Origin of the sequence: Thalassospira sp. HJ, from assembly GCF_000948415.1 — a bacterium.
GTDB lineage: Bacteria > Pseudomonadota > Alphaproteobacteria > Rhodospirillales > Thalassospiraceae > Thalassospira.
Window position 1 is genome coordinate 182631 of the sequence record NZ_JYII01000012.1, and the last position, 22917, is coordinate 205547.

The following is a 22917-nucleotide window of genomic DNA, read 5'->3' on the forward strand; positions in this document are numbered from 1 at the left end:
ATTTCTCGAGTATTAAATATAAAAGAAGTCTCTCGTAAATTAACTTTCACAAATTCACTTCAATCATAGTGATTGCCTTCCACAATCAGAGGCTGGATATGAACGCAACGGAAACACCACAATGAGGGTAAGTCTGTGAGGTGGAGAGGCCTTAGGTCTCTTGATTAGGAGTGAGTAGGTATCCTGATTTCATATAATGGATTTTTGTATAGGTCGTGAGGTCGCGCCCCGTAGCCCACCAAACCTATTGGATACCGATAACCGCTCATGCGATTATAACTCTAAAATAGGCTGCCTTTATGGATGTGATATTGTGGTGACTAGGCTATGCCATGCTTCGCATAGTGTAGTTTCAGACCGTTTTTGAATAAGTGTTGGCAAGATGTTGACAAACACAAAGCCCTAAAATCATTAGGGCGTTTGTTCTCAAGGCTTACAGTGGCATTCTAGGCTTCGACGAGACAGCAGTGGAAGACGCGAAAAATTGCATGGAAGTGTTGACTATCGCCCATCGCAAACTCAGAGCTTTTTGAGCAATCTGTAGACTGTGGGCTGCGAAAATCCCGTGGTTTCAGCTAAATACGACTGGTTGATAATCTCATTTGCTGATTTCGCCTCCTCAATGGCACACTTTAAGATGCTCAGTTTATCATCGGCGCTTAGAGCGCCTTTTCGTCTCTTCTTGTTTTTCCTGTCGTATTTAACCCTCCTATCAATCAAGACCGTCAAATTGAGCTGCTCCATCTCCGATGTTTGAACTTCAAACAAGTTTATGAGGGTGTCTTTTTTATAGGTGTAGATTGGAGTGATTTTCTTACCCATGAATTCTACCCGTTCCCCTCTTCTGTGACGGGAAACGCGCTGCAAAAGACTGGATATGTAGTTTCTTAGCTCGTCATTCACATAGCTGCTTGAGAGGTGCTGTTTAGCCCATGTCAGTATCTCTTGCCGAATATCGGCGTCAGGATAGCTCGAAAAGGCTATGGATATTTGGCAGGCACCAATGAAGCCATAGCGGTCTCTATGGCCCTCTAGCACCTCTCCACCCACAAAACGGGCTTTTATGAGCTTTTCAAGGTCACAGAGTACTTTCCATGCATAATCTTGCCTGGTGAAGGCTCTGGTTGCGAGAACAGCCCTTTTGGCCTTTTCTGCTCTATATGAAAGTACCTTAGATGGCTTCGCCTCGGGTATAGGTGGCAGAATTTCATCGCAAAACATCTCGAAGTCATAAAAGAGACCAGTTTCCTGAATGAAACTGACTGGACTTCCTGCCTTTGTGTTGATGCTGCCTACAAACCTTAGAATTCTTGATGCGTCGTGAGTGCCTGTGTCGGCACCAAAATCGGCAAACAAGCTGATTAATTGCCTATTTACGGCTTCCAGTTTTCTGCCAGCTTCTTTTCGAACATAGCTGGAAAAATGCCACTTCAAATAAATTCCATTCCCGGAATCTATGATGCTGGATGGATAAGGAATGCCATTATCTTGTATAAAATCAATAAGTTGCTGAGCTATCTGTTCTTTTGAGAATCTGGAGAGGCTCTCAATCCTGTAATAATCGATATCGACCCACGCATGGGTGAAATATTTCAAGTTAATCTTTCGGCGATTTTTCTCGCTGAAGACGCATTGCGAAATAAAGAAATCGTTGATGTTGGCCGTATTTTCATAAATGAAATCCAACTGCCTCATGAAATAGCTGTTCTGAATAGGCTTTCCAAATTTTCTGCGAAACGTAGAGAATAGGCCGCTGTGGGGGTACTTTAAATTCTCTTTTCGAAGTAATGGTGACATCGCTCCTCCTTTTTTATTGACTATTATAATTAAATAATATAATATATATCTAAATTAGTCAATAATAAAAAGGAGACCGCATTGAATATTGAAGTAAGAAAGAGAATTAGGAGGTTTGAACACGAAGTCGAATTGTTGGTGATGTCACTAAAACCAACAATGAACATCTTAGACTTTAAGATTAAGAACGGTATCTGCACCAAATCCGACTTGGAGATGTTCGAAGGTTTGGGAGATACCCTCGAAAAGATAACAGGCGACACGCTTGAGCTATCCCAAGTCCTGGATAACTTTATCCAGTCGGAGAGTTAGCACGAAAGCCTCGCTATGGAGGCTTTCGATTACATTTTGATATGGCTACTGCATTTACGCATCGGCACGGAAAGCAGGCCGAAAGTCTGGCCCATTGATGGCCGCAAGCTCACCACCGTTTAAACGGCTCAACAGCTTGACCCATGTAGATGCCTGATACCCCTCCAATGGGACTAAAACCCGGTCGTTTTCCAAATCAGAAAGGTCATATTCTAGGTATAGACCTGTATTAAGGGCAGCTTGGTTGTGCTCACCGGCATTGTGGAAAAACACATCACTACTCTCTGACAGAGAGGTTCTACCAATCGCCTTTATCGTATTGGCCTGACCTGTTCTTTCACCCCAGCGTCTGACCTGCTCCCAATTCAGCAAATCAGCTTTCTCGACTTTGCTTCCGTTCAAGCGAACAAATGCCAGCTTCTTGTTGTCCTGTGATAGTGCAATTCCGCCCCGATACCCGATAACATAGTAGCCAATATCTGCATCAAGAAACTCTTCGATTCTTGCTAACGCCTTCAGAGAAAGCTTGATGTTTTTGTTTTTAAGCATCTCAGGCAATTTGAAACGAAGGTATAGAACAAATGGGATAACGATAAGCCAAATCCATGCAGCTCCAGATGAACTGCCCGTGCGTGAACTGAACGCATGAACAAGAAGCAAGACCGTGGCCGCACCCAGTCCCGCGATAACGCTAACACCCCAGAACAATACGGTGCCGCCTTTCAGGTCTTTGAGGAATTGCTGGGTAGCTGCATTGATGACCGCTTTGGAAACCGGACTGTCTTTCGCTGCATCTTTGATTGGTTGACGCTTCAACCTCATGGGAAGCCAGATGATAAAGCCAGCAATAAGAAACCAATAAATAGCCGGAACATCGCTCACGCGTCGGATGTAAGAAGTCCCGTAAAGCGTGTTATGGGCTGCCACCAATAAAAACAGCACCAACGGGCCACCAATCACAAGCGCCAATACCTGTAACACCAGATGGTTGCGCAACCAATTGCGGTTTGCAGAACTCGGATTTCTCGTATTTTTCAACCTGATACTCCTTTGAAATCGTTACTCATCAGCGGTATGCAAAAACTCGAATCTTTTACTATAGTAAATGGTGAATGGCGAACAAAAACCCTACCGTCTGTCGATGGATATACGAGAGACGGTAGGGGCAAATATTCGCCGGATACGGCGCGATAGTGGCATGAGTCAGGAGGCTCTTGCGCACAAGTCTGGCATTGCGCCAAGCTTCCTCAGTCAAATTGAGAATGGAAAACGTAGTCCCACCGTTACTACCCTTGCCGCTATTGCAGGTGCCCTACGAGTCAGGGTAATTGACTTTTTCGCAGAGTGATGAAGAAATTCGCTTTATCACCCTGTTTTTACGCACGCTATACAGCGGCGACATACTGTTTATTTTGTATATAGTTTGCGGATGTTTCAGCAGAGCCGAGAATGGACCTGACTGCTCGAGCTACAGCAAATGCTAGATTGCAAGGTACTGCGTTACCTATTTGTCGAAAGACGCTGCTTTGGCGTCCAATAAACTCATAGTCATCAGGGAACGTTTGAATCCGGAGGGCTTCGTCAACCGTTAGGCGACGCAAGAATTCCGGAGCTTCATTCATTCCGTAAGGTTGTCCACCGTTCATTAAATGATGGTGATAATTTTCAACCCAACTTGGAGAGCCTTCAAACAAGTGGTTTTCGTCGACAATCGGTGTTCGATTGCCTCCCATACTTGCATGGAGTGTGCAGGAAGGGGTGTCTGGGTTTACAGGCCTTCCTTGTCCATTAAAGAGCATTCCTGAATATGGGGATTTTCTGAGAACAGGCTTTGCCGCTATCGTAATTTTTGCGTTGCAAACACGCTTGTTTTTCTCAGTTCCAGCTTTACCTAGAGAGAAAATAATATCACGAACGGCCTTTTCTTCACTCGAGAAACGTTTAGCTTCGGGTTCAAATCTGAATTTGGTGTCACCTTTGATGCCGACAAAGAACATTCTTTCTCTGCTTTGGGGAACACCGAAGTTTCTGGAATTTAAGACCACCAAGTCATAGGAATATCCAAGCTTCTGGCTGAGCCAAAAAAGCTTTTCTCGAATTGCAGAAAATTTGGCCAAGGTTGCGAGAGACTTTACGTTCTCCATGACGAAAGCCCTTGGCTGCACAACCTCCACAGCTTTCATAAAACTCCAAACCAGTTGACTGCGTTCGTCGTTAGGATCCATCTTCCCTGCAACAGAGAAACCTTGGCAAGGTGGCCCACCAAATAAAACGTCTATGTCTGAAAATTGGTCTAGGGTGGGGATATGTCTATTAATATCGCCCTGTACTATGGGAGTATCGAAATTGGCTTGGAATGTCGCACAGGCGTCCTTATCAAAGTCGTTGGCCCAAGCGACTCTAAAGCCTGCTTGCTCGAAGCCAACATCCATGCCTCCTGCTCCTGAAAACAAGGAGATAGCTCGCATTTTCGATTCCTCAACTATAATTATTTATGCGAATTTGGCATATTTCAAAATCGCATGTCAAGTACCGTTCTCAATCAGGTGACTTGGCAGAATAAATGTCGAAACTAACCTCTATTCATAACGAGAAATACAGAAAACTGATTAAAAATTTGGTGGCTGCTCGAAAGAGGGCAGGCATAAATCAGGTCGAATTGGCTGAGCAACTCGGTCTGTCTCAGCCAGACATCTCAAAGATAGAGCGTTGTGAACGAAGGCTGGATGCTCTCGAGTTCCTAGAGCTAGTCGATTTTTTGGCGAAGCACCTGCAAGTGTCAACCACGAAACTTGTAGTGGACGTGTATGAAGCAAACAGTTGATATCGACCGGGCAAAGCAAACCATTCTCGATAGCTTGTTACGAGTTCAAAGTGGTTGGAAACCGGAGCCTCGGAAGTATGGAAAGATAGAAGCAGTTATTTCAGGTTCACATCTGACATACAGATACATTTTGTATACAGCCTTGGTTGCTAAAAATACAAATCCCCTGATAAACGCCCTCGCAATTCAGCAAGGCTCTGATTTGCTAGGAGCCTATGATGCTAGGTCGGTTTGCCATAAAGCTGTTGTGCCAATAGAGAGGTCTCATTTAGGAGGCCGACTAGGAGAGAGCAACGAGCCGTTTTTGAATAAACCTGCGAGGACTAAAGAGTTATCATTAGACAACCCTGTTAGAGCAGGAAATGACAGGCGCTTGCTAGCCGCTTCAATCGATGTGTTGACGGAGCTTAATGACGCGAATGCTCAAGAGTTTTTAGATGCAGCGACATATTTTTTGTTGCAACGTCCTAGTCGTGAAATTGGCGACTTATTGGAAGGTAAGGCCATTGAGTATGGCGAGATTCTGAAATTTGTTAGGAAAGTAATTCACGTTTCTGATGAGGGGCAGGCCTCGGTGGTGGTGGTGGGGGCCGCCTTGAGTGTATTTTGCAAAACTGTTTCAGTTGAAATGGATGTGAGAGTGCATCCAGTGAACCAAGCTGGGTCTTCTTCAAATGAGATTGGAGACATTGATGTCCGTCTCAAGGGAGCGCCTTTGTTCTCTCTTGAGATAAAAGACAAAGATTTTTCTGACGATGACGTAAACCATGCGGTCAAGAAAGCGGTTGAGGGCGGTTTGACGGCTCTTCTGTTCGTTTCTGGTCCTCATAGCCAATATGCAGGGCGTCAGGTTTCGATTCTTAATTTTCCAAGAAAACTCCGTCGCTTATGGGAGGAACAAGGCTTTAATCTAGAGTTCTGGACTGTAGAATCCTTAGTTCGACATTATTTAAGCATGTGCGGAAATTTTGAACCCTCAATTTATGCGCGTGAATGTATGGAAGTTGCAAAACGCGCCAGGGTCAAAGATTTAACTTTTAATAGGATTCTTGAGTTGGCCAAAGGTCTTTAGATTGTGAGCGCCTGAATCAACAAGGCGCTCACATAACCTTTTGAGTCACGTGTAATCACGTAGAATTTTTTTTGAATTCTCGTAGGTTAATATAAGTGAGAGAGATTCAGGCCTTCATAGGTCAGGGACAGAACCTTTTTTGATTGAGGTTTTTTAATCAAATTATCAGAGTAGATGCCCCCTATTCTTGAGCCTTCGTGCTCGTGGCCCATTGCCATTGCAATGCTCTCGCTATCTACACCTGATGAGACCAAGTGGTTTCTGAATGTGTGCCTGAAGCTATGAACAACAACGTGTTCCCCGAGTATTCCGCGGTCTTTAAATGTTTTGAGAAGCCGCAGAAGTCTGCGACTGTCATATCCATGCGTTTTCTCATTGTAGGAAATGTCAAACATCGGGGATTCTGGGTTTCTCGTCCTTTTGAGCCTTTCATCAATATACTCAAATAGGCCGATTTTCCGAAGTTCTTCATGGACTGGGATTAGTCGGTAGGCGTTAACATTTTTAAGTGACTTGTCATCACCTGTAAGGTCGAAATGTTTGAAGCCATTGTGGTCAACTATGTCTTTGATTTTAAGTTGAGCAAGCTCACCAAACCGCATTCCGCTAAATAACAGGACTAACGGAGCGAAATAAACATAGTCTTTATGACGGTTGGTGAATTCGGTGCTGTTAAATATATTATTCAGTTCTTCAATCGTAAAAGGAGGTCGTTTTTCTTTACGTTTGATATTTTTTTCCTGCGCAGTCAGAGAAGTTGTCATGTCATCAAAGATATTGTGGTCAACATAACCAAGCTGCTTGCTCCATTTGAAGAATGGTCCAAGAACGGCTAAGTGTTTGGAGTTAAATGTTTTCTTCGATACTGTGGGTTTCCGTTTTGTTTTATTAAGCTCAATCACCTTCGAAATTTCTGTGGTGCCGAAGTGTTTTTCCCAATTGCTCGGGTAAGTTGGGAGCTTTAGAACCGTATTTCTGTAATTGTTAGCGTCCGAGCGGTTGTAATCCACCATATTTTTGGTGCCGCAGATTTCGGTGAAAAATCTGAACACCAAGCTATGAAAATTATAGAAATTTGGTGTGATTTGAGATTGTCTCTCACTAAGGAATTCCAGAAACCGCTTTTCAACACTATTCACATCATTGGATTTGGCGGGGTTCGACTGGCTTACAGATAGGTCTGCAATTATCCTGTTTTTGACCTCGGACTCTTGGGTCAGCTTTTCAATTTTTTTCTCGTTAAGCCTCATTAGGCCGAGCATATATAAATCGTGGTCACGATTTTCTTGGTCTATCTGTTTTAGAAGTGCCTCTTGGTCTTCTTCGGTAAGTCTCTCGTCCTCTGGAATTGGCTCATCTGCGAGAAACTCATCAATGAAATCATTGTCGATGTCTGCTTCGTCATAGTCAGCGTACTTGCTGAAGTCGTAATCAATTTCATCGTTATCGTTGTCTTGAGTCATAACTCGCAAGCTCCGGAAAAAGTCGACAAGTTGAGATGCAACTTTAGCAGCCCGTTCACGGGCTTCAATAGGACAGGCTGTTTTGAGAGATACTTTGTATGTCTCTTTGCCGAAAAATCGCTTTAAGTCCTTGGGGATGCGGCGGCGGAAATAGTACTTGCTGCCAATACGAGTTACGTTGGTACATAGAGGCATAAAAAAAGGACTCCTGACAGGTACACATGGTGTCCGTCTGAGTCCTGATTTTCTCTCTATTAATCCATATTATCAATGGCTTAATAGGTGGAGTGGTGCCGGCAGAGAGACTCGAACTCCCAACCTTCTGATTACAAATCAGCTGCTCTACCAATTATAGCTATGCCGGCGTGAGCGGCGCGAAACATAATCCGGGCCGCCCGTGAATGCAAGAGTTTGCAGCAGGGAAATTTACATCCTGTGAAAACCCTCTAAACGCCCGTGTTTGCGGGCTGTTGCCTACTTGCGATACAGCTCGTAAAGGGCAACCGCAGCGGCGTTGGAGACATTAAGGCTTTCGATGCGATCCGACATCGGAAGCTTGACCAAAAAGTCACAGCTCTCGCGCGTCAGACGGCGCAGGCCTTCGCCCTCGGATCCCATGACAATACCCACACGGCCATGCAGTTTGGCTTCGGCCAGGGTCTGTTCGGCGTAGCCATCCATGCCCGCCAGCCAGAAATGCGCACCCTTAAGCTTATCAAGCGTCTGGTTCAGGTTCCCGGCATGGATATAGGGCACGGTTTCAAGTGCGCCACTGGCCGATTTGGCCAGAACCCCGGTTTCGGGCGGTGCATGACGGTCGGGCACGATGACGGCAGAGGCACCAAAGGCCGCCGCACTGCGCAGGATCGCGCCGACATTGTGCGGGTCGGTGACCTGATCGAGGATCAGAACCGTGCATTGTTCAGAATCGCGATGATCGGCAATCAGTTCCTCGACCGATAGCTGGGGCAGGGGCGCGCAATGCATCGCCATGCCCTGGTGGACGGTGCCCGGTGGCAGCATTTCATCAAGGTCGGTGCGCCCGGCTGAATCTACAGCAATATCGCTGCGCTCGGCATCGGCGAGGGCTGCCATGACCTCGTCACGGGTGTTTTCCGTCGCCCAGATCTTGTGAATCGTGCGCTGCGGGTTGGCAATTGCCATCATGACCGGGTGGCGCCCGAAAAGAATCAGGCGCGAATTACCACCTGATCCGCCGCCATCACGGCCGCGTTTTCGTCCGCGGCGCGAATTGCCTTCGCGGTTTTCATCGCCTTGCGGGAGGGCATCGGGTGACCCGTCACCTTGATGACGATTTCCTGAACGGGATTTATTGCGACGCGACATAATGGCGGAAACCTCCGGGCCTTGGGGAATACGTAGGGGACCGAATGCAGTTTGCTTCGGTTGATCTGCGAAACTTGGGGAACATATAGGAAAGGAAATACGATTTCGTGCTTTTTTTGCTGTTGACAGGGTAGGGGCCTTCGCCGTATTCCCTCCCTCGCCGCAACGAGGCCGGGGTCAAACCCGGATGGCGTTACGACCCTGATGGAGGGGTGGCAGAGCGGTCAAATGCAGCGGACTGTAAATCCGCCGACTTAGTCTACGCAGGTTCGAATCCTGCCCCCTCCACCACTCTCTCGCCCTCGCGAGAGCTCGCAGCAGAAATATGCGGGTGTAGCTCAATGGTAGAGCAGAAGCCTTCCAAGCTTACGACGAGGGTTCGATTCCCTTCACCCGCTCCAATATTATGATGATGCAACCCGTCGGCTCGTGCGGTGGGTTTCTACGTGTTTTTTTGGTTCGGATAATAGGATCTGAGGGCAATGGCCAAGGAAAAGTTTGAGCGTACAAAACCGCACGTTAACGTAGGCACCGTCGGCCACGTTGACCACGGTAAAACCACGCTGACCGCAGCAATCACCAAAGTTCTGGCAGAAGCCGGTGGCGCTTCGTTCCAGGACTACAACATGATCGACAAAGCGCCGGAAGAGAAAGCTCGTGGTATCACGATCTCGACCGCGCACGTTGAGTATGAGACCGAGAACCGTCACTACGCACACGTCGACTGCCCGGGCCACGCTGACTATGTTAAAAACATGATCACTGGTGCGGCACAGATGGACGGCGGTATCCTCGTCGTTTCGGCTGCTGATGGCCCGATGCCGCAGACCCGTGAGCACATCCTGCTCGCACGTCAGGTTGGCGTTCCGGCTCTCGTAGTCTTCATGAACAAAGTTGACCAGGTTGACGACGAAGAGCTCCTGGAGCTCGTCGAAATGGAAATCCGTGAACTTCTGTCGTCCTACGACTTCCCGGGCGACGATATTCCGATCATCAAGGGCTCGGCTCTTGCTGCTCTGGAAGGTCGCGATGACGAAATCGGCAAAAACGCTATCCTCGAACTGATGGCTGCTGTTGATGACTACATCCCGGCTCCGGATCGTCCGAAAGACAAGCCGTTCCTGATGCCGATCGAAGACGTGTTCTCGATCTCGGGTCGTGGTACGGTTGTAACCGGTCGTGTTGAAACCGGCGTTGTTAAAGTTGGCGAAGAAATCGAAATCGTCGGCATTAAAGACACCGTTAAAACCACCGTTACCGGCGTTGAAATGTTCCGCAAGCTGCTCGACCAGGGCGAAGCTGGCGACAACATCGGCGCGCTGCTGCGTGGTACCAAACGTGAAGACGTCGAACGTGGCCAGGTTCTGGCACACGTTGGCTCGATCACCCCGCACACCAAATTCGAAGCAGAAGCCTACATCCTGACCAAGGATGAAGGTGGCCGTCACACGCCGTTCTTCTCGAACTACCGTCCGCAGTTCTACTTCCGTACGACTGACGTTACCGGTTCGATCGAGCTGCCGGCTGGCACCGAAATGGTTATGCCGGGCGACAACGTTCAGATGACCGCAACCCTCATTGCACCGATTGCAATGGACGAAGGTCTGCGTTTCGCAATCCGTGAAGGCGGTCGTACCGTCGGCGCAGGCGTTGTTGCGAAAATCATCGAATAATTTTTGAGATTTTGCACGATTGAGTGCTTGATCTTGGGGGTGCGGGCGGCTATAAACCGCCCGCACATCCCGCCACCCGGGCGGGAGTTAGTCAGAAAGAAGATAAGCTTTTCAACTTTCTGATGCCTTGTAGGAGTGTAGCTCAGTTGGTAGAGCATCGGTCTCCAAAACCGAGTGTCGGGGGTTCGAGTCCCTCCTCTCCTGCCAATTTTTTCCGGGTTGTGAAATAAAGCATTAGAAAGCGGTGTAACCCCGACAATGGCTAAAACGTCGCCAGCACAATTCGTACAGCAGGTCCGCACCGAGGCGAAAAAAGTCTCGTGGCCGTCCCGTAAGGAAACGACCGTTTCGACCATCATGGTTTTCGTGATGGTTGCTCTTGCGTCGATTTTCTTCTTTGTTGTCGATCAGCTCCTCGCATGGGGTGTTAAGCTGGTCTTTGGTGTTGGAGGCTAAGTCATGGCGCATCGCTGGTACGTTTTGCACGTTCACTCCGGTTTTGAGAAAAAGGTCGCCCAGTCGATCCGCGAACAGTCCATCAAGAAAGGTCTTGAAGGCGAAATCGAGGAAGTCCTGGTCCCGACCGAAGAGACTGTCGAGATGCGTCGCGGCACCAAGGTCAATGCCGAGCGGAAGTTTTTCCCGGGCTATGTCCTGCTGAAGATGGATCTCACCGACGAAAGCTGGCATCTGGTCAAGAACACCGCCAAGGTTACCGATTTCCTCGGCAGCCGTGGCAAGCCGATGCCGATTTCCGAAAAGGAAGCTCAGCACATTCTGCACCAGGTGCAGGAAGGTGTTGATCGTCCGAAGCCGACCATCGCATTCGATATCGGCGAGGAAGTCCGTGTTTCCGACGGTCCGTTTGCATCGTTTAACGGTATTGTCGAAGGGGTTGATGAAGAACGTGCACGCCTGAAGGTGTCTGTTTCGATCTTCGGTCGTTCAACTCCGGTCGAGCTGGAATACACCCAGGTCGAGAAGCTTTAAAAAACGATCTTGAAAATTTAAGTCGCTGCCTGTATACGCAGGCAGCAATCAAGGCGCGGGAGGTCAGCCATGGCCGGACCGCGCGCTTCTTTAAGAGGTACTCTAATGGCGAAGAAAATCGACGGCTATCTTAAGCTGCAGATTCCCGCCGGCAAAGCCAACCCGTCGCCGCCTGTCGGCCCGGCCCTTGGTCAGCGCGGTGTGAACATCATGGAATTCTGCAAGGCGTTCAACGCAGCGACCCAGCAGATGGAACCTGGTATGCCGATTCCGGTCGTCATCACCGTTTATTCCGACCGTTCCTTCTCCTTCATCACCAAAACCCCGCCGGCATCCTACTTCCTGAAAAAGGCAGCAGGCATTCCGAAGGGTTCCGGTACCACCGGTAAAGGTTATGTTGGTAAAGTAACCAAAGCACAGGTCAAAGAAATCGCAGAAGCCAAAATGGCTGACCTCAACGCATTTGACGTTGATGGCGCGATGGCAATGATCGAGGGCTCTGCCCGTGCGATGGGTCTCGAGGTTGTGGAGTAAGACGATGGCCAAGACTGGTAAACGCCTTGCCCAGGCCTATGAGGGCATCGACCGTAACACCCAGTACGAACTCGCAGCTGCTGTGAAGCTCGTCAAAGAAGGTGCAAAAGCCAAATTCGATGAAACCATCGAAATGGCCATGAACCTTGGTGTTGATCCGCGTCACGCTGACCAGATGGTCCGTGGTGTTGTTTCCCTTCCGCATGGTACCGGTAAAACCATGCGCGTTGCTGTCTTCGCAAAAGAAGCCAAAGCAGAAGAAGCCCAGAAAGCTGGTGCAGACGCTGTTGGCGCCGAAGACCTGATGGAAGCAATGCAGAAAGGCGATCTGAACTATGATCGCGTTATTGCAACCCCGGACATGATGGCTGTTGTCGGTCGTCTTGGTAAGGTTCTCGGCCCGCGCGGCCTGATGCCGAACCCGAAACTCGGCACCGTGACCATGGATGTAGCGACCGCTGTTTCCGACGCAAAAGCTGGCCAGGTCCAGTTCCGTGCCGAGAAAAACGGTATCGTTCATGCAGGTATCGGCAAGGCATCGTTCAGCGAAGAACAGATCCTTGAGAATGCAAAAGCATTCGTAAGCGCGATCGTTAAAGCAAAACCGACAGGCGCAAAAGGTGTATACCTGCAGCGCGCTGCGCTCAGCTCCACCATGGGCGCTGGCGTGAAACTGTCGATCGCTGACATCGCGTCGAAGTAAGAATTATCGAATTCTGACCGGTCTTCGGATCGGTCAGGACCGGAGAGGGCACCATGCCCTCTCTACCTGTCTGTCCCAGACTGCAGGTGAGTGGGATTTGCCACTCTTAATCTCCTGCATAGGCAGAGGTTCCGGTTCTTAGTTTTTCCCCATCGGGGATTCACACAAGGCTTGAACATCTGGCAAACGGACGGGCGTCACAGACCGGTTCGAAAGGACTGGTCGCGTCTGTGAACCTCCTTGTGGGGTTCAGGGCAATAAGCAATGTCGGAGACTAAAAGTGAACCGCGATGAAAAACAACAGTTCGTAGCAGAAATGCGCGAAGTGTTCGAAGGTGCGGAAGGCGTCGTCATCACCCAGTATAAGGGTCTGACGGTTGCTGAAATTACCGCTCTTCGTGCGCAGATGCGTGAAGCTGGTGCGGGCTTCAAGGTCACCAAAAACCGGCTTACGCGACTTGCTCTGGAAGGCACCAAATTTGCTGGTCTTGCAGACTACTTCACCGGCCCGACCGCGATTGGCTATTCAGCTGATCCGGCATCGGTCGCAAAAGTAGCCTCCGAATTCGCAAAAGCCAACGAGAAGCTCGTGCTTGTCGCTGGTGGCATCGGCGAACAGGTTCTTGATGAACAGGGCGTTAAAGCTCTGGCAGAACTGCCGTCGCTGGACGAACTTCGTGCGAAACTGGTGGGTATGATCCAGACCCCGGCACAGCGTATCGCTACGCTGACCTCCAAGCCGGCGGGCCAGATTGCCCAGGTGCTGAAGGCATATGCCGACAAAGGCGAAGCCGCGTAAACCAAACTAACCAGATATCCCAGATATCTAAGTTCAAGCCTAGGAGTATAGTAAAATGGCCGATCTTAAGGCACTCGTTGACGAGCTTTCCAAGCTCACCGTTCTTGAAGCTGCAGAACTTTCCAAAATGCTCGAAGAAGAGTGGGGCGTTTCCGCCGCTGCTCCGGTAGCTGTTGCTGCTGCTGGTGGCGCTGCTGCCGGTGGTGCTGCTGCTGAAGAAAAAACCGAATTCGACGTCGTTCTGACCTCTGCTGGTGACAAGAAAATCAACGTCATTAAAGAAGTCCGCGGCATCACCGGTCTTGGCCTCAAAGAAGCCAAAGAACTGGTTGAAGGCGCACCGAAGGCCGTCAAAGAAGGCGCTTCTAAAGACGAAGCCGAAGAAATCAAGAAGAAGCTGGAAGAAGCCGGCGCAACCGTCGAACTCAAGTAATCGACGGCTTCTTGCCAAGGTCTGGGTCGGCGTCCTTCGGGCGCCGGCCCTTCCGTCTCTGTGCACCCCGGCAATTGTGCCGAGCCCGTGCAGGGGCGCGAACAGGAATTTAACGGTTGACGCTGCCAAAGGTAATCGTACATAACGTAAGGCCGTTTTGGTCAGAGGTTATCTTTGACGGCGTCGACAGCCGAGGGATCAGTGATCTCAATCAAGTTGGATGTCAAATAACATCCACAGTCATAATCAAGTGAACGCCCGCCCCGTACGGGGCTCGGGCGTCGTTGTGCTGTATGCGTTTTGTGCGACTCGCAAACGTGGCAGAGCAGGGACGAACGAGTTCGGACGGTGTGGGGAGGCGCGATTAAAGGAACGATGATGGATAAGTCCTTTACTGGTCGAAAGCGCATCCGCAAAAGCTTTGGACGGATCAGCGAAGTCGCTCCGCTCCCGAACCTCATCGAGGTTCAAAAGAATTCCTATGATAAGTTTTTGCAGACCGGAATCTCGCAGGAGCAGCGGGACGATGCAGGTCTTCAGGAAGTATTCAAGAGCGTCTTTCCGATTAAAGATTTTTCGGAACGCGCAACTCTTGAATTCGTTTCGTATGAGCTTGAGCAGCCCAAATACGATACCGAAGAGTGTCGCCAGCGTGGCATGACCTTTGCCGCACCGCTGCGTGTAACTCTGCGCCTGGTTGTCTGGGATATCGACGAAGATACGGGCGCACGCTCGATCCGCGATATCAAAGAGCAGGACGTCTATATGGGCGACATGCCGCTCATGACCGAACACGGTACCTTTATTGTGAACGGCACCGAGCGTGTGATTGTTTCCCAGATGCACCGCTCGCCGGGTGTCTTCTTCGATCATGACAAGGGCAAGAGCCACAGCTCGGGCAAATATCTGTTTGCCGCACGCGTCATTCCGTATCGTGGTTCCTGGCTCGATTTCGAATTCGATGCCAAAGACATTCTTTATGTCCGTATCGACCGTCGCCGCAAACTGCCGGCGACCACGCTGCTTATGGCTCTTGAAAACGAAGAGTCCGAAGCCTTGCGTGCACAGCGTGCCGAAGAAGGCCGCTCTGTCGATCCGTCGGAAATCGAAGGTCTGACCCCGGAAGAAATCCTCAACTATTACTATGAGTCGGCTGAATACCGCCGCACCAAGGATGGTTGGGTTACCGATTTCTCCGCAGAACGTTACATCGGCCAGAAGCTTGTCTTCGATCTTATCGATGCCAAAAGCGGCGAAGTTGTCGCTGCTGCGGGTTCCAAGATCACCAAGCGCTCTGCCAACAAGATCGCCGAACAGGGTGTCACCGAGATCCTCGTGCCGGAAGATCAGCTTAACGGCTGGTTCATGGCTGATGACCTCATCGATGGTGAAACCGGCGAGATCCTGGCAGAAGCCGGTCACGAACTGACCGAGGAAGTGTTCGAGCAGCTCAAAGAATGGGGTGTAGACTCCGTTCGTCTGCTGATGATCGACCACAACCAGGTTGGTCCGTATCTGCGCAACACCATGGCGCTGGACAAGAACAGCAACCGCGAAGAAGCCCTTGTGGACATCTATCGCGTGATGCGCCCGGGCGAACCGCCGACCCTCGAGGGTGCGGAAGCCATGTTCAAGGGCCTGTTCTTCGATGCAGAGCGTTACGATCTTTCTGCGGTTGGCCGCGTGAAGATGAATGCGCGTCTGAACCTCGAATGTGCAGACACCGTTCGCATCCTGCGTCGCGAAGACATTCTGGAAGTCGTCCGTGTTCTCATCGACCTGAAAGACGGTCGTGGCGAGATTGACGATATTGACCACCTCGGTAACCGTCGTCTGCGTTCGGTTGGCGAGCTGATGGAAAACCAGTTCCGCGTTGGTCTGCTGCGTATGGAACGTGCGATCCGCGAGCGTATGAGCTCGGTCGAGATCGACAACGTCATGCCGCATGACCTGATCAATGCCAAGCCGGTTGCGGCTGCTGTTCGTGAATTCTTCGGCTCTTCGCAGCTGTCGCAGTTCATGGATCAGACCAACCCGCTTTCGGAAATTACCCACAAACGTCGTCTTTCGGCGCTTGGCCCGGGTGGTTTGACCCGTGAGCGTGCAGGTTTTGAAGTTCGTGACGTTCATCCGACCCACTATGGTCGTATCTGCCCGGTTGAAACGCCGGAAGGTCCGAACATTGGTCTGATCAACTCGCTGGCGACCTTTGCTCGCGTCAACCAGTACGGCTTCATCGAAAGCCCGTATCGTAAGGTTGTCGACGGCAACGTCACCGCAGAGGTTATTTACCTCTCGGCGATCGAAGAAGGCCGTTATGTCATCGCACAGGCAAACGAACCGCTTAACGATGACTTCAGCTTCACCAACGAACTGATCAACACCCGTAAGGCCGGTGACCACTACATGGCCCGCTCCGAAGAGATCGACCTGATGGACGTCTCGCCGAAGCAGCTGGTATCGGTCGCATCCGCGCTCATTCCGTTCCTTGAGAACGATGACGCGAACCGCGCATTGATGGGCTCGAACATGCAGCGTCAGGCGGTTCCGTTGATCCGCTCTGAAGCGCCGTATGTCGGTACCGGTATGGAAGTTCCGGTGGCACGTGATTCAGGTGCAACCCTGATCGCACGCCGTGACGGTGTTGTTGAATCCGTTGACGCGACCCGTATGGTTATCCGCGCAACTGGTGACATTGCTGCTTCGGAATCGGGTGTCGATATCTACACCCTGCTGAAATACCAGCGTTCCAACCAGGGCAGCTGCATCAACCAGCGTCCGCTGGTGAAAGTTGGCGATGTCGTCCAGAAAGGTGACATCATCTCGGATGGTCCGTGTACCGATATGGGTGAACTGGCCCTCGGCCGTAACGTGCTCGTCGCGTTCATGCCGTGGAACGGTTACAACTTCGAGGATTCCATCCTTCTGTCCGAACGTATCGCTCGTGATGACGTTTACACCTCGATCCACATCGAGGAATTCGAAGTCATGGCCCGCGATACCAAGCTCGGCCAGGAAGAAATCACCCGTGATATTCCGAACGTCGGTGAAGAAGCGCTCAAAAACCTCGACGAGGCGGGCATTGTCTACATCGGTGCGGAAATCAAACCGGGCGATATCCTTGTTGGTAAGGTAACGCCGAAGGGCGAAAGCCCGATGACGCCGGAAGAAAAACTTCTGCGTGCCATCTTCGGTGAAAAGGCATCTGACGTTCGCGATACCTCGCTTCGTGTCCCGCCGGGACAGTTCGGTACCATTGTTGAAGTCCGCGTGTTCTCGCGTCGTGGCGTTGACAAGGACGAACGTGCTCTGGCGATCGAACGTTCCGAGATCGAACGTCTCGCACAGGACCGCGATGACGAACGCGCGATCCTCGAGCGTAACTTCTATGGTCGTCTGCAGAACCTTCTGGTTGGCCAGAAACTGGTTGATGGTCCGAAGGGCCTGACCGGTGAACTGACCGAAGAAAGCCTGTCGGGTGTTGCCCGTGGTCTTTGGCGCCAGATCGCTGTTGCAGATGACAATGTCATGTCCGACATCGAAGCTCTGAAAAAGCAGTTCGAGGAATCGATCGCTGTTCTTCAGGCCCGCTTCGATGACAAGGTCGACAAACTGCAGGCCGGTGACGAACTGCCGCCGGGCGTGATGAAGATGGTCAAAGTCTTCGTCGCAGTTAAACGTAAAATGCAGCCGGGTGATAAAATGGCCGGCCGTCACGGGAACAAGGGTGTCGTATCGCGCATTATGCCGGTTGAAGACATGCCGCACCTCGAAGACGGTACGCCGGTCGATATCGTTTTGAACCCGCTGGGTGTTCCGTCGCGTATGAACGTCGGCCAGATCCTTGAAACCCACCTTGGTTGGGCGTCTCGTGGTCTGGGTGAACAGATCGGCGAACTCGTCGATGCTGTTGCCGATGGTCGTGGCGAGATGGATGACCTGCGCAGCAAGCTCAATGATGTCTATGAAGGCGACGAATATGTTGCTGGCATCAAAGAACTTTCTGATGGCGAAGTCATTGAACTTGGTAACAACCTGCGTCGCGGCGTCCCGATGGCCACCCCGGTCTTCGACGGTGCCCGTGAGCCGGATGTTGTTCGTATGCTTGAAAAAGCAGGCCTTGATGGTTCTGGCCAGGTCGACCTCTATGACGGTCGTACCGGTGAGAAATTCCATCGCAAGGTGACAGTGGGCTACATCTACATGCTCAAACTGCACCACTTGGTCGACGACAAGATCCACGCACGTTCGATTGGTCCGTACTCTCTTGTTACCCAGCAGCCGCTGGGTGGTAAGGCGCAGTTCGGTGGCCAGCGTTTCGGGGAGATGGAAGTGTGGGCACTCGAAGCTTACGGTGCTGCATACACCCTCCAGGAAATGCTTACGGTCAAGTCGGACGACGTTTCGGGCCGTACCAAGGTCTACGAAGCCATTGTTCGCGGCGAAGACACCTTCGAAGCCGGCATTCCGGAATCCTTTAACGTTCTCGTTAAAGAACTCCGTTCGCTTGGCCTCAATGTCGAGCTTGAGCAAAACGAGTACTAAGTGTTTGGCTGACAGGGGTGCCCATCCGGGCATCCCGGTCGCCATATGCATCTTTCGGCCTGAAATTGGCGAAACCCGGCGAGACCGGGCATAGCGGGAGAGCCTTTATGAACGAGTTGATGAAGATCTTCGGGCAGCCGCAGGGCACCCAGAGCTTCGATCAGATCCGGATTCAGATTGCCAGCCCGGAGCGTATCCGCTCCTGGTCCTTCGGCGAAATCAAGAAACCGGAAACCATCAACTACCGGACCTTCAAACCGGAGCGCGACGGCCTGTTCTGTGCGCGCATTTTTGGTCCGGTGAAGGATTACGAATGCTTGTGCGGCAAGTACAAGCGTATGAAGTATCGCGGCATTATCTGTGAAAAATGCGGCGTCGAAGTGACTCTGGCAAAAGTACGTCGCGAACGTATGGGCCATATCGAACTTGCGGCACCTGTTGCCCACATCTGGTTCATGAAGTCGCTGCCGAGCCGTCTGGGGCTGCTGCTGGACATGACGCTCAAGGATCTTGAGCGCATTCTGTACTTCGAAAACTATGTGGTTATCGAACCGGGTCTTACCCCGCTCAAGATGGGTGAGCTCCTGTCCGAAGACCAGTATATGACCGCTCAGGAAGAATATGGCGAAGACAGCTTCCGCGCCGGTATCGGTGCCGAAGCCATCCGCGATATGCTTGCAGCGATCGACCTTGATGAAGAACGCGAAACCGCGAAACTCGACCTCAAGGAAACCAATTCCGAAGCCAAGCGCAAGAAGCTGGTCAAGCGTCTCAAGCTGATTGAGGCCTTCCAGGAATCCGGCGCACGCCCGGAATGGATGATCCTTGAAGTGATCCCGGTCATTCCGCCGGAACTGCGCCCGCTGGTTCCGCTGGATGGTGGCCGTTTCGCAACTTCGGATCTGAACGATCTGTATCGTCGTGTCATCAACCGTAACAACCGTCTGAAGCGCCTGATCGAGCTTCGTGCACCTGATATCATCGTGCGTAACGAAAAACGTATGCTTCAGGAATCGGTTGATGCGCTGTTTGACAACGGCCGTCGCGGTCGTCCGATCACCGGTGCCAACAAGCGTCCGCTCAAATCGATGTCGGACATGCTCAAAGGTAAACAGGGTCGTTTCCGTCAGAACCTTCTGGGTAAACGCGTCGACTATTCCGGTCGTTCCGTTATTACCGTCGGTCCGAACCTGAAACTGCATCAGTGCGGTCTGCCTAAGAAAATGGCCCTCGAACTGTTCAAGCCGTTCGTTTACGCGAAGCTGGAACTGTACGGGATGGCCACCACCATTAAGGCTGCAAAGCGTATGGTGGAAAAAGAGCGCGCCGAAGTTTGGGATATCCTCGAGCAGGTTATCCGTGAACATCCGGTCATGCTCAACCGTGCACCGACCCTGCACCGTCTTGGTATCCAGGCGTTCGAGCCTACCCTGATCGAAGGTAAGGCCATCCAGCTGCACCCGCTCGTTTGTACTGCGTTTAACGCGGACTTCGACGGTGACCAGATGGCTGTCCACGTACCGTTGTCGCTTGAAGCTCAGCTTGAAGCACGTACCCTGATGATGTCGACCAACAACATCCTGTCACCGGCATCGGGTAAACCGATCATCGTGCCGTCGCAGGATATCGTCCTTGGTCTGTACTACATCTCCATGGAGCGTGAAGGTCAGCCGGGCGAGGGCATGTCGTTTGTCAACATCGCCGAGATCGAGCAGGCTCTGGATGAAGGTGTCGTAAACCTGCATTCCAAGGTTAATGCCCGTTACCACACGGTGGATGAAAACAACGAACCGATCACCGTTCGTGTTGCCACGACCCCGGGCCGCATGTTGCTGTCGGAACTTCTGCCGCGTCATCCGCGCATTCCGTTCGCGACCATCAACAAGCTGCTGACCAAGAAAGACGTCTCGAACGTTATCGACGTCGTCTATCGTCACTGTGGCCAGAAAGAGACTGTTATCTTTGCTGACCGCATGATGGGCCTTGGTTTCAACTGGGCATGTAAAGCCGGTATTTCCTTTGGTAAGGATGACATGATCATTCCGGACGCCAAGGAAACCTTGGTTGGCACGACCCATGAAAAGGTCAAGGAATACGAGCAGCAGTACCAGGACGGTCTCATCACCCGTGGTGAGAAATACAACAAGGTTGTTGACGCCTGGGCACAGTGCACCGATGACGTTTCCGAAGCGATGATGAAAGTCATCTCGGCGACGGCAGAAGGTGACAATGTGAACTCGGTTTACATGATGGCACACTCCGGTGCTCGTGGTTCTGCCGCCCAGATGCGTCAGCTGGCTGCTATGCGTGGCCTGATGGCGAAACCGGATGGCTCGATCATTGAGACGCCGATTATCTCGAACTTTAAAGAAGGCCTGACCGTGCAGGAGTACTTCAACTCCACCCACGGTGCTCGTAAAGGTCTGGCTGATACCGCACTGAAAACGGCGAACTCGGGTTACCTTACCCGTCGTCTCGTTGACGTGGCCCAGGACTGCATCATCACTCAGCATGATTGCGGTACTGATCGTGGCCTCGACATCGCAGCCGTCGTCGACTCCGGTGAGGTTATCGAAACCCTTTCCGATCGTATCCTCGGTCGCTTTACCGCTGACGAGATTGTCAATCCGTCGACCGGCGAAGTCATCGTACCGAAGAACGAAATGGTCGAAGAAGATCACCTTGATCTCATCGAAAAGGCTGGCGTCGAAATGGCGCGCATCCGCTCGGTGCTGACCTGTGACGCCGAAACCGGTGTTTGCGGCCATTGCTATGGTCGTGACCTGGCCCGCGGTACCACGGTCAACATCGGTGAAGCTGTCGGTGTTATCGCCGCACAGTCGATCGGTGAACCGGGTACCCAGCTGACCATGCGTACGTTCCACATTGGTGGTGCCGCGCAGCGTGGTGCAGAAGTTTCCGGTGTCGAAGCCAACTTCGACGCCACCGTGAAACTGAAAAACCGTGCGGTCGTTGAGAACTCGGCAGGCGTCAATATCGTTATGGCGCGTAACCTCGAGATCCTGTTGATCGACAAGACCGGTCGTGAACGTGCGAAATATCGTGTTCCGTATGGTGCGAAACTTCTGACCGATGAAGGCGCGCAGGTTACCCGTGGCCAGAAACTGGCTGAATGGGATCCGTACACCCTGCCGATCATCACCGAGAAAGAAGGCTTCGTGAACTATGTCGACCTTCTCGAGAACGTAACCATTCGCGAAGTCTATGACGAAGCGACCGGTATTGCCTCGAAAACGGTTATCGACTGGAAGAGCATGCCGAAGGCATCCGACCTCAAGCCGCGCGTTACCCTGCGTAACGAAAACGGCGAGGTCATCAACCTGGATAACGGTCTTGAAGCCCGTTACTTCCTCTCGGTTGATGCTATTCTCTCGGTCGAGAACGGTCAGAAGGTCGCTGCTGGTGACGTGCTTGCACGTATCCCGCGTGAAGGTTCGAAAACCCGTGACATTACCGGTGGTCTGCCGCGTGTTGCCGAGTTGTTCGAAGCCCGTAAACCGAAAGAACACGCGATTATCTCGGATATCCCGGGTCGCGTCGAATTCGGCAAGGACTACAAGAACAAGCGTCGCGTCGTGGTTCACCCGCTCGAAGACTCGGGTCTGACCGAACCGGTCGAATACCTGATCCCGAAAGGCAAGCACCTTGCCGTTCAGGAAGGGGACTTCGTCGAACAGGGCGATCAGCTTCTCGATGGTTCACCGGTTCCGCACGATATTCTGCGTGTTATGGGCGTCCCGGCACTGGCCGACTACCTGGTCAACGAGATCCAGGAAGTCTACCGTCTGCAGGGCGTGAAGATTAACGACAAGCACATCGAAGTCATCGTACGTCAGATGCTGCAGAAAGTGGAAATCACCAAACCGGGTGACACCACGCTTCTGGTTGGCGAAATCATTGACCGCGTTGATTTTGATGCCGAAAACGAACGTGCTCTTAAAGAAGGCGGCGAACTGGCCGAAGGCGCACCGGTCCTCCAGGGGATCACCAAAGCCTCGCTCCAGACGCACTCCTTCATTTCGGCCGCGTCGTTCCAGGAAACCACGCGCGTTCTTACCGAAGCAGCTGTTTCGGGCAAAACCGATACTCTTATCGGTCTGAAAGAGAACGTCATCGTGGGTCGTCTGATCCCGGCTGGTACCGGTGCGGTGATGAACCGCTTCCGCGCATTGGCTGCCGAACGCGACAAGAACGTACAGATCGAGGCAGAAGAGGAAATCGGCGACAACTTCGGTCCGCAGGCCGATGCCGATACCGCTTCACTGCCGGCAGGCGAATAAGTTCGTCGCGCCAGACAGTTAAAAGAATCAGAAACGAGCCGGACTCTTATCGACGCACCGGCTCGTTTCGGCGTTTGAAGCGCCAACTCGAAGGCCCAGAGGGTTTTGCTTGACGCAAAAGGGG

17 protein-coding genes and 4 tRNA genes are annotated in these 22917 nt (G+C 51.5%); 15 read left to right on the plus strand and 6 right to left on the minus strand.

What is annotated here, in order from left to right:
• Nucleotides 1-519: 519 nt before the first annotated feature.
• Both UF64_RS09670 and UF64_RS09675 read right to left on the minus strand, forming a co-directional pair.
• Nucleotides 520-1797 (minus strand): hypothetical protein, encoded by a 1278-nt coding sequence (locus UF64_RS09670; RefSeq protein WP_152630658.1) that lies wholly within the window; start codon nucleotides 1795-1797, stop codon nucleotides 520-522.
• A 366-nt stretch (nucleotides 1798-2163) separates the two neighbouring features.
• Entirely contained in the window at nucleotides 2164-3147 is a 984-nt protein-coding gene (locus UF64_RS09675; protein WP_152630659.1) for a hypothetical protein, read from the minus strand.
• A 103-nt stretch (nucleotides 3148-3250) separates the two neighbouring features.
• On the opposite strand from UF64_RS09675, the gene UF64_RS20535 reads away from it, so the two are divergent.
• The gene (locus UF64_RS20535; RefSeq protein ID WP_044828939.1) at nucleotides 3251-3457 is read left to right on the plus strand and encodes a helix-turn-helix domain-containing protein; all 207 of its coding nucleotides are present in this window, start codon (nucleotides 3251-3253) and stop codon (nucleotides 3455-3457) included.
• Nucleotides 3458-3494: 37 nt separating this feature from the next.
• Here UF64_RS20535 and UF64_RS09685 read toward each other — a convergent pair whose 3' ends face one another.
• Nucleotides 3495-4577, minus strand: a complete 1083-nt coding sequence (locus tag UF64_RS09685) for a DNA cytosine methyltransferase (protein ID WP_044828408.1) — start codon at nucleotides 4575-4577, stop codon at nucleotides 3495-3497.
• A 95-nt stretch (nucleotides 4578-4672) separates the two neighbouring features.
• On the opposite strand from UF64_RS09685, the gene UF64_RS21150 reads away from it, so the two are divergent.
• The gene (locus UF64_RS21150; RefSeq protein WP_044828409.1) at nucleotides 4673-4933 is read left to right on the plus strand and encodes a helix-turn-helix domain-containing protein; all 261 of its coding nucleotides are present in this window, start codon (nucleotides 4673-4675) and stop codon (nucleotides 4931-4933) included.
• On the plus strand, nucleotides 4917-6005 hold the full coding sequence (locus UF64_RS09695; protein ID WP_052657550.1) for a restriction endonuclease, SacI family: 1089 nt from the start codon (nucleotides 4917-4919) through the stop codon (nucleotides 6003-6005). Before UF64_RS21150 ends, UF64_RS09695 begins: the two co-directional genes overlap by 17 nt.
• A gap of 86 nt (nucleotides 6006-6091) precedes the next feature.
• Here UF64_RS09695 and UF64_RS09700 read toward each other — a convergent pair whose 3' ends face one another.
• From UF64_RS09700 to rlmB, 3 genes are all read right to left on the minus strand, one after another.
• Nucleotides 6092-7663 (minus strand): DUF6538 domain-containing protein, encoded by a 1572-nt coding sequence (locus UF64_RS09700; protein ID WP_044828410.1) that lies wholly within the window; start codon nucleotides 7661-7663, stop codon nucleotides 6092-6094.
• Nucleotides 7664-7756: 93 nt separating this feature from the next.
• A tRNA-Thr gene (locus UF64_RS09705) sits at nucleotides 7757-7833 on the minus strand.
• 109 nt (nucleotides 7834-7942) lie between these two features.
• Entirely contained in the window at nucleotides 7943-8815 is an 873-nt protein-coding gene (gene rlmB / locus UF64_RS09710) for a 23S rRNA (guanosine(2251)-2'-O)-methyltransferase RlmB (RefSeq protein WP_044828411.1), read from the minus strand.
• Nucleotides 8816-9021: 206 nt separating this feature from the next.
• Between rlmB and UF64_RS09715 the strand changes: the two genes are divergently transcribed.
• From UF64_RS09715 to rpoC, 12 genes are all read left to right on the plus strand, one after another.
• Nucleotides 9022-9106: transfer RNA gene (locus UF64_RS09715), tRNA-Tyr, on the plus strand.
• A gap of 36 nt (nucleotides 9107-9142) precedes the next feature.
• Nucleotides 9143-9216, plus strand: a tRNA-Gly gene (locus tag UF64_RS09720).
• Nucleotides 9217-9297: 81 nt separating this feature from the next.
• Entirely contained in the window at nucleotides 9298-10488 is a 1191-nt protein-coding gene (gene tuf / locus UF64_RS09725) for an elongation factor Tu (RefSeq protein ID WP_044828412.1), read from the plus strand.
• 131 nt (nucleotides 10489-10619) lie between these two features.
• Nucleotides 10620-10695: transfer RNA gene (locus tag UF64_RS09730), tRNA-Trp, on the plus strand.
• 51 nt (nucleotides 10696-10746) lie between these two features.
• A complete protein-coding gene (gene secE / locus UF64_RS09735) occupies nucleotides 10747-10944 on the plus strand; it encodes a preprotein translocase subunit SecE (RefSeq protein ID WP_044828413.1) in 198 nt (65 codons plus the stop codon).
• Between the two features lie 3 nt (nucleotides 10945-10947).
• The gene (gene nusG, locus UF64_RS09740) at nucleotides 10948-11478 is read left to right on the plus strand and encodes a transcription termination/antitermination protein NusG (RefSeq protein WP_033068684.1); all 531 of its coding nucleotides are present in this window, start codon (nucleotides 10948-10950) and stop codon (nucleotides 11476-11478) included.
• A 105-nt stretch (nucleotides 11479-11583) separates the two neighbouring features.
• Entirely contained in the window at nucleotides 11584-12012 is a 429-nt protein-coding gene (gene rplK, locus UF64_RS09745) for a 50S ribosomal protein L11 (protein WP_044828414.1), read from the plus strand.
• Nucleotides 12013-12016: 4 nt separating this feature from the next.
• Complete coding sequence (rplA, locus tag UF64_RS09750) at nucleotides 12017-12715, plus strand: 50S ribosomal protein L1 (RefSeq protein ID WP_044828415.1); 699 nt, start codon at nucleotides 12017-12019, stop codon at nucleotides 12713-12715.
• A gap of 280 nt (nucleotides 12716-12995) precedes the next feature.
• Nucleotides 12996-13514, plus strand: a complete 519-nt coding sequence (gene rplJ, locus UF64_RS09755) for a 50S ribosomal protein L10 (protein WP_044828416.1) — start codon at nucleotides 12996-12998, stop codon at nucleotides 13512-13514.
• A gap of 55 nt (nucleotides 13515-13569) precedes the next feature.
• On the plus strand, nucleotides 13570-13947 hold the full coding sequence (rplL, locus tag UF64_RS09760; protein ID WP_044828417.1) for a 50S ribosomal protein L7/L12: 378 nt from the start codon (nucleotides 13570-13572) through the stop codon (nucleotides 13945-13947).
• Between the two features lie 378 nt (nucleotides 13948-14325).
• Entirely contained in the window at nucleotides 14326-18492 is a 4167-nt protein-coding gene (rpoB, locus tag UF64_RS09765; RefSeq protein WP_044828418.1) for a DNA-directed RNA polymerase subunit beta, read from the plus strand.
• 107 nt (nucleotides 18493-18599) lie between these two features.
• Complete coding sequence (rpoC, locus tag UF64_RS09770; protein ID WP_044828419.1) at nucleotides 18600-22793, plus strand: DNA-directed RNA polymerase subunit beta'; 4194 nt, start codon at nucleotides 18600-18602, stop codon at nucleotides 22791-22793.
• Nucleotides 22794-22917 lie beyond the last annotated feature (124 nt).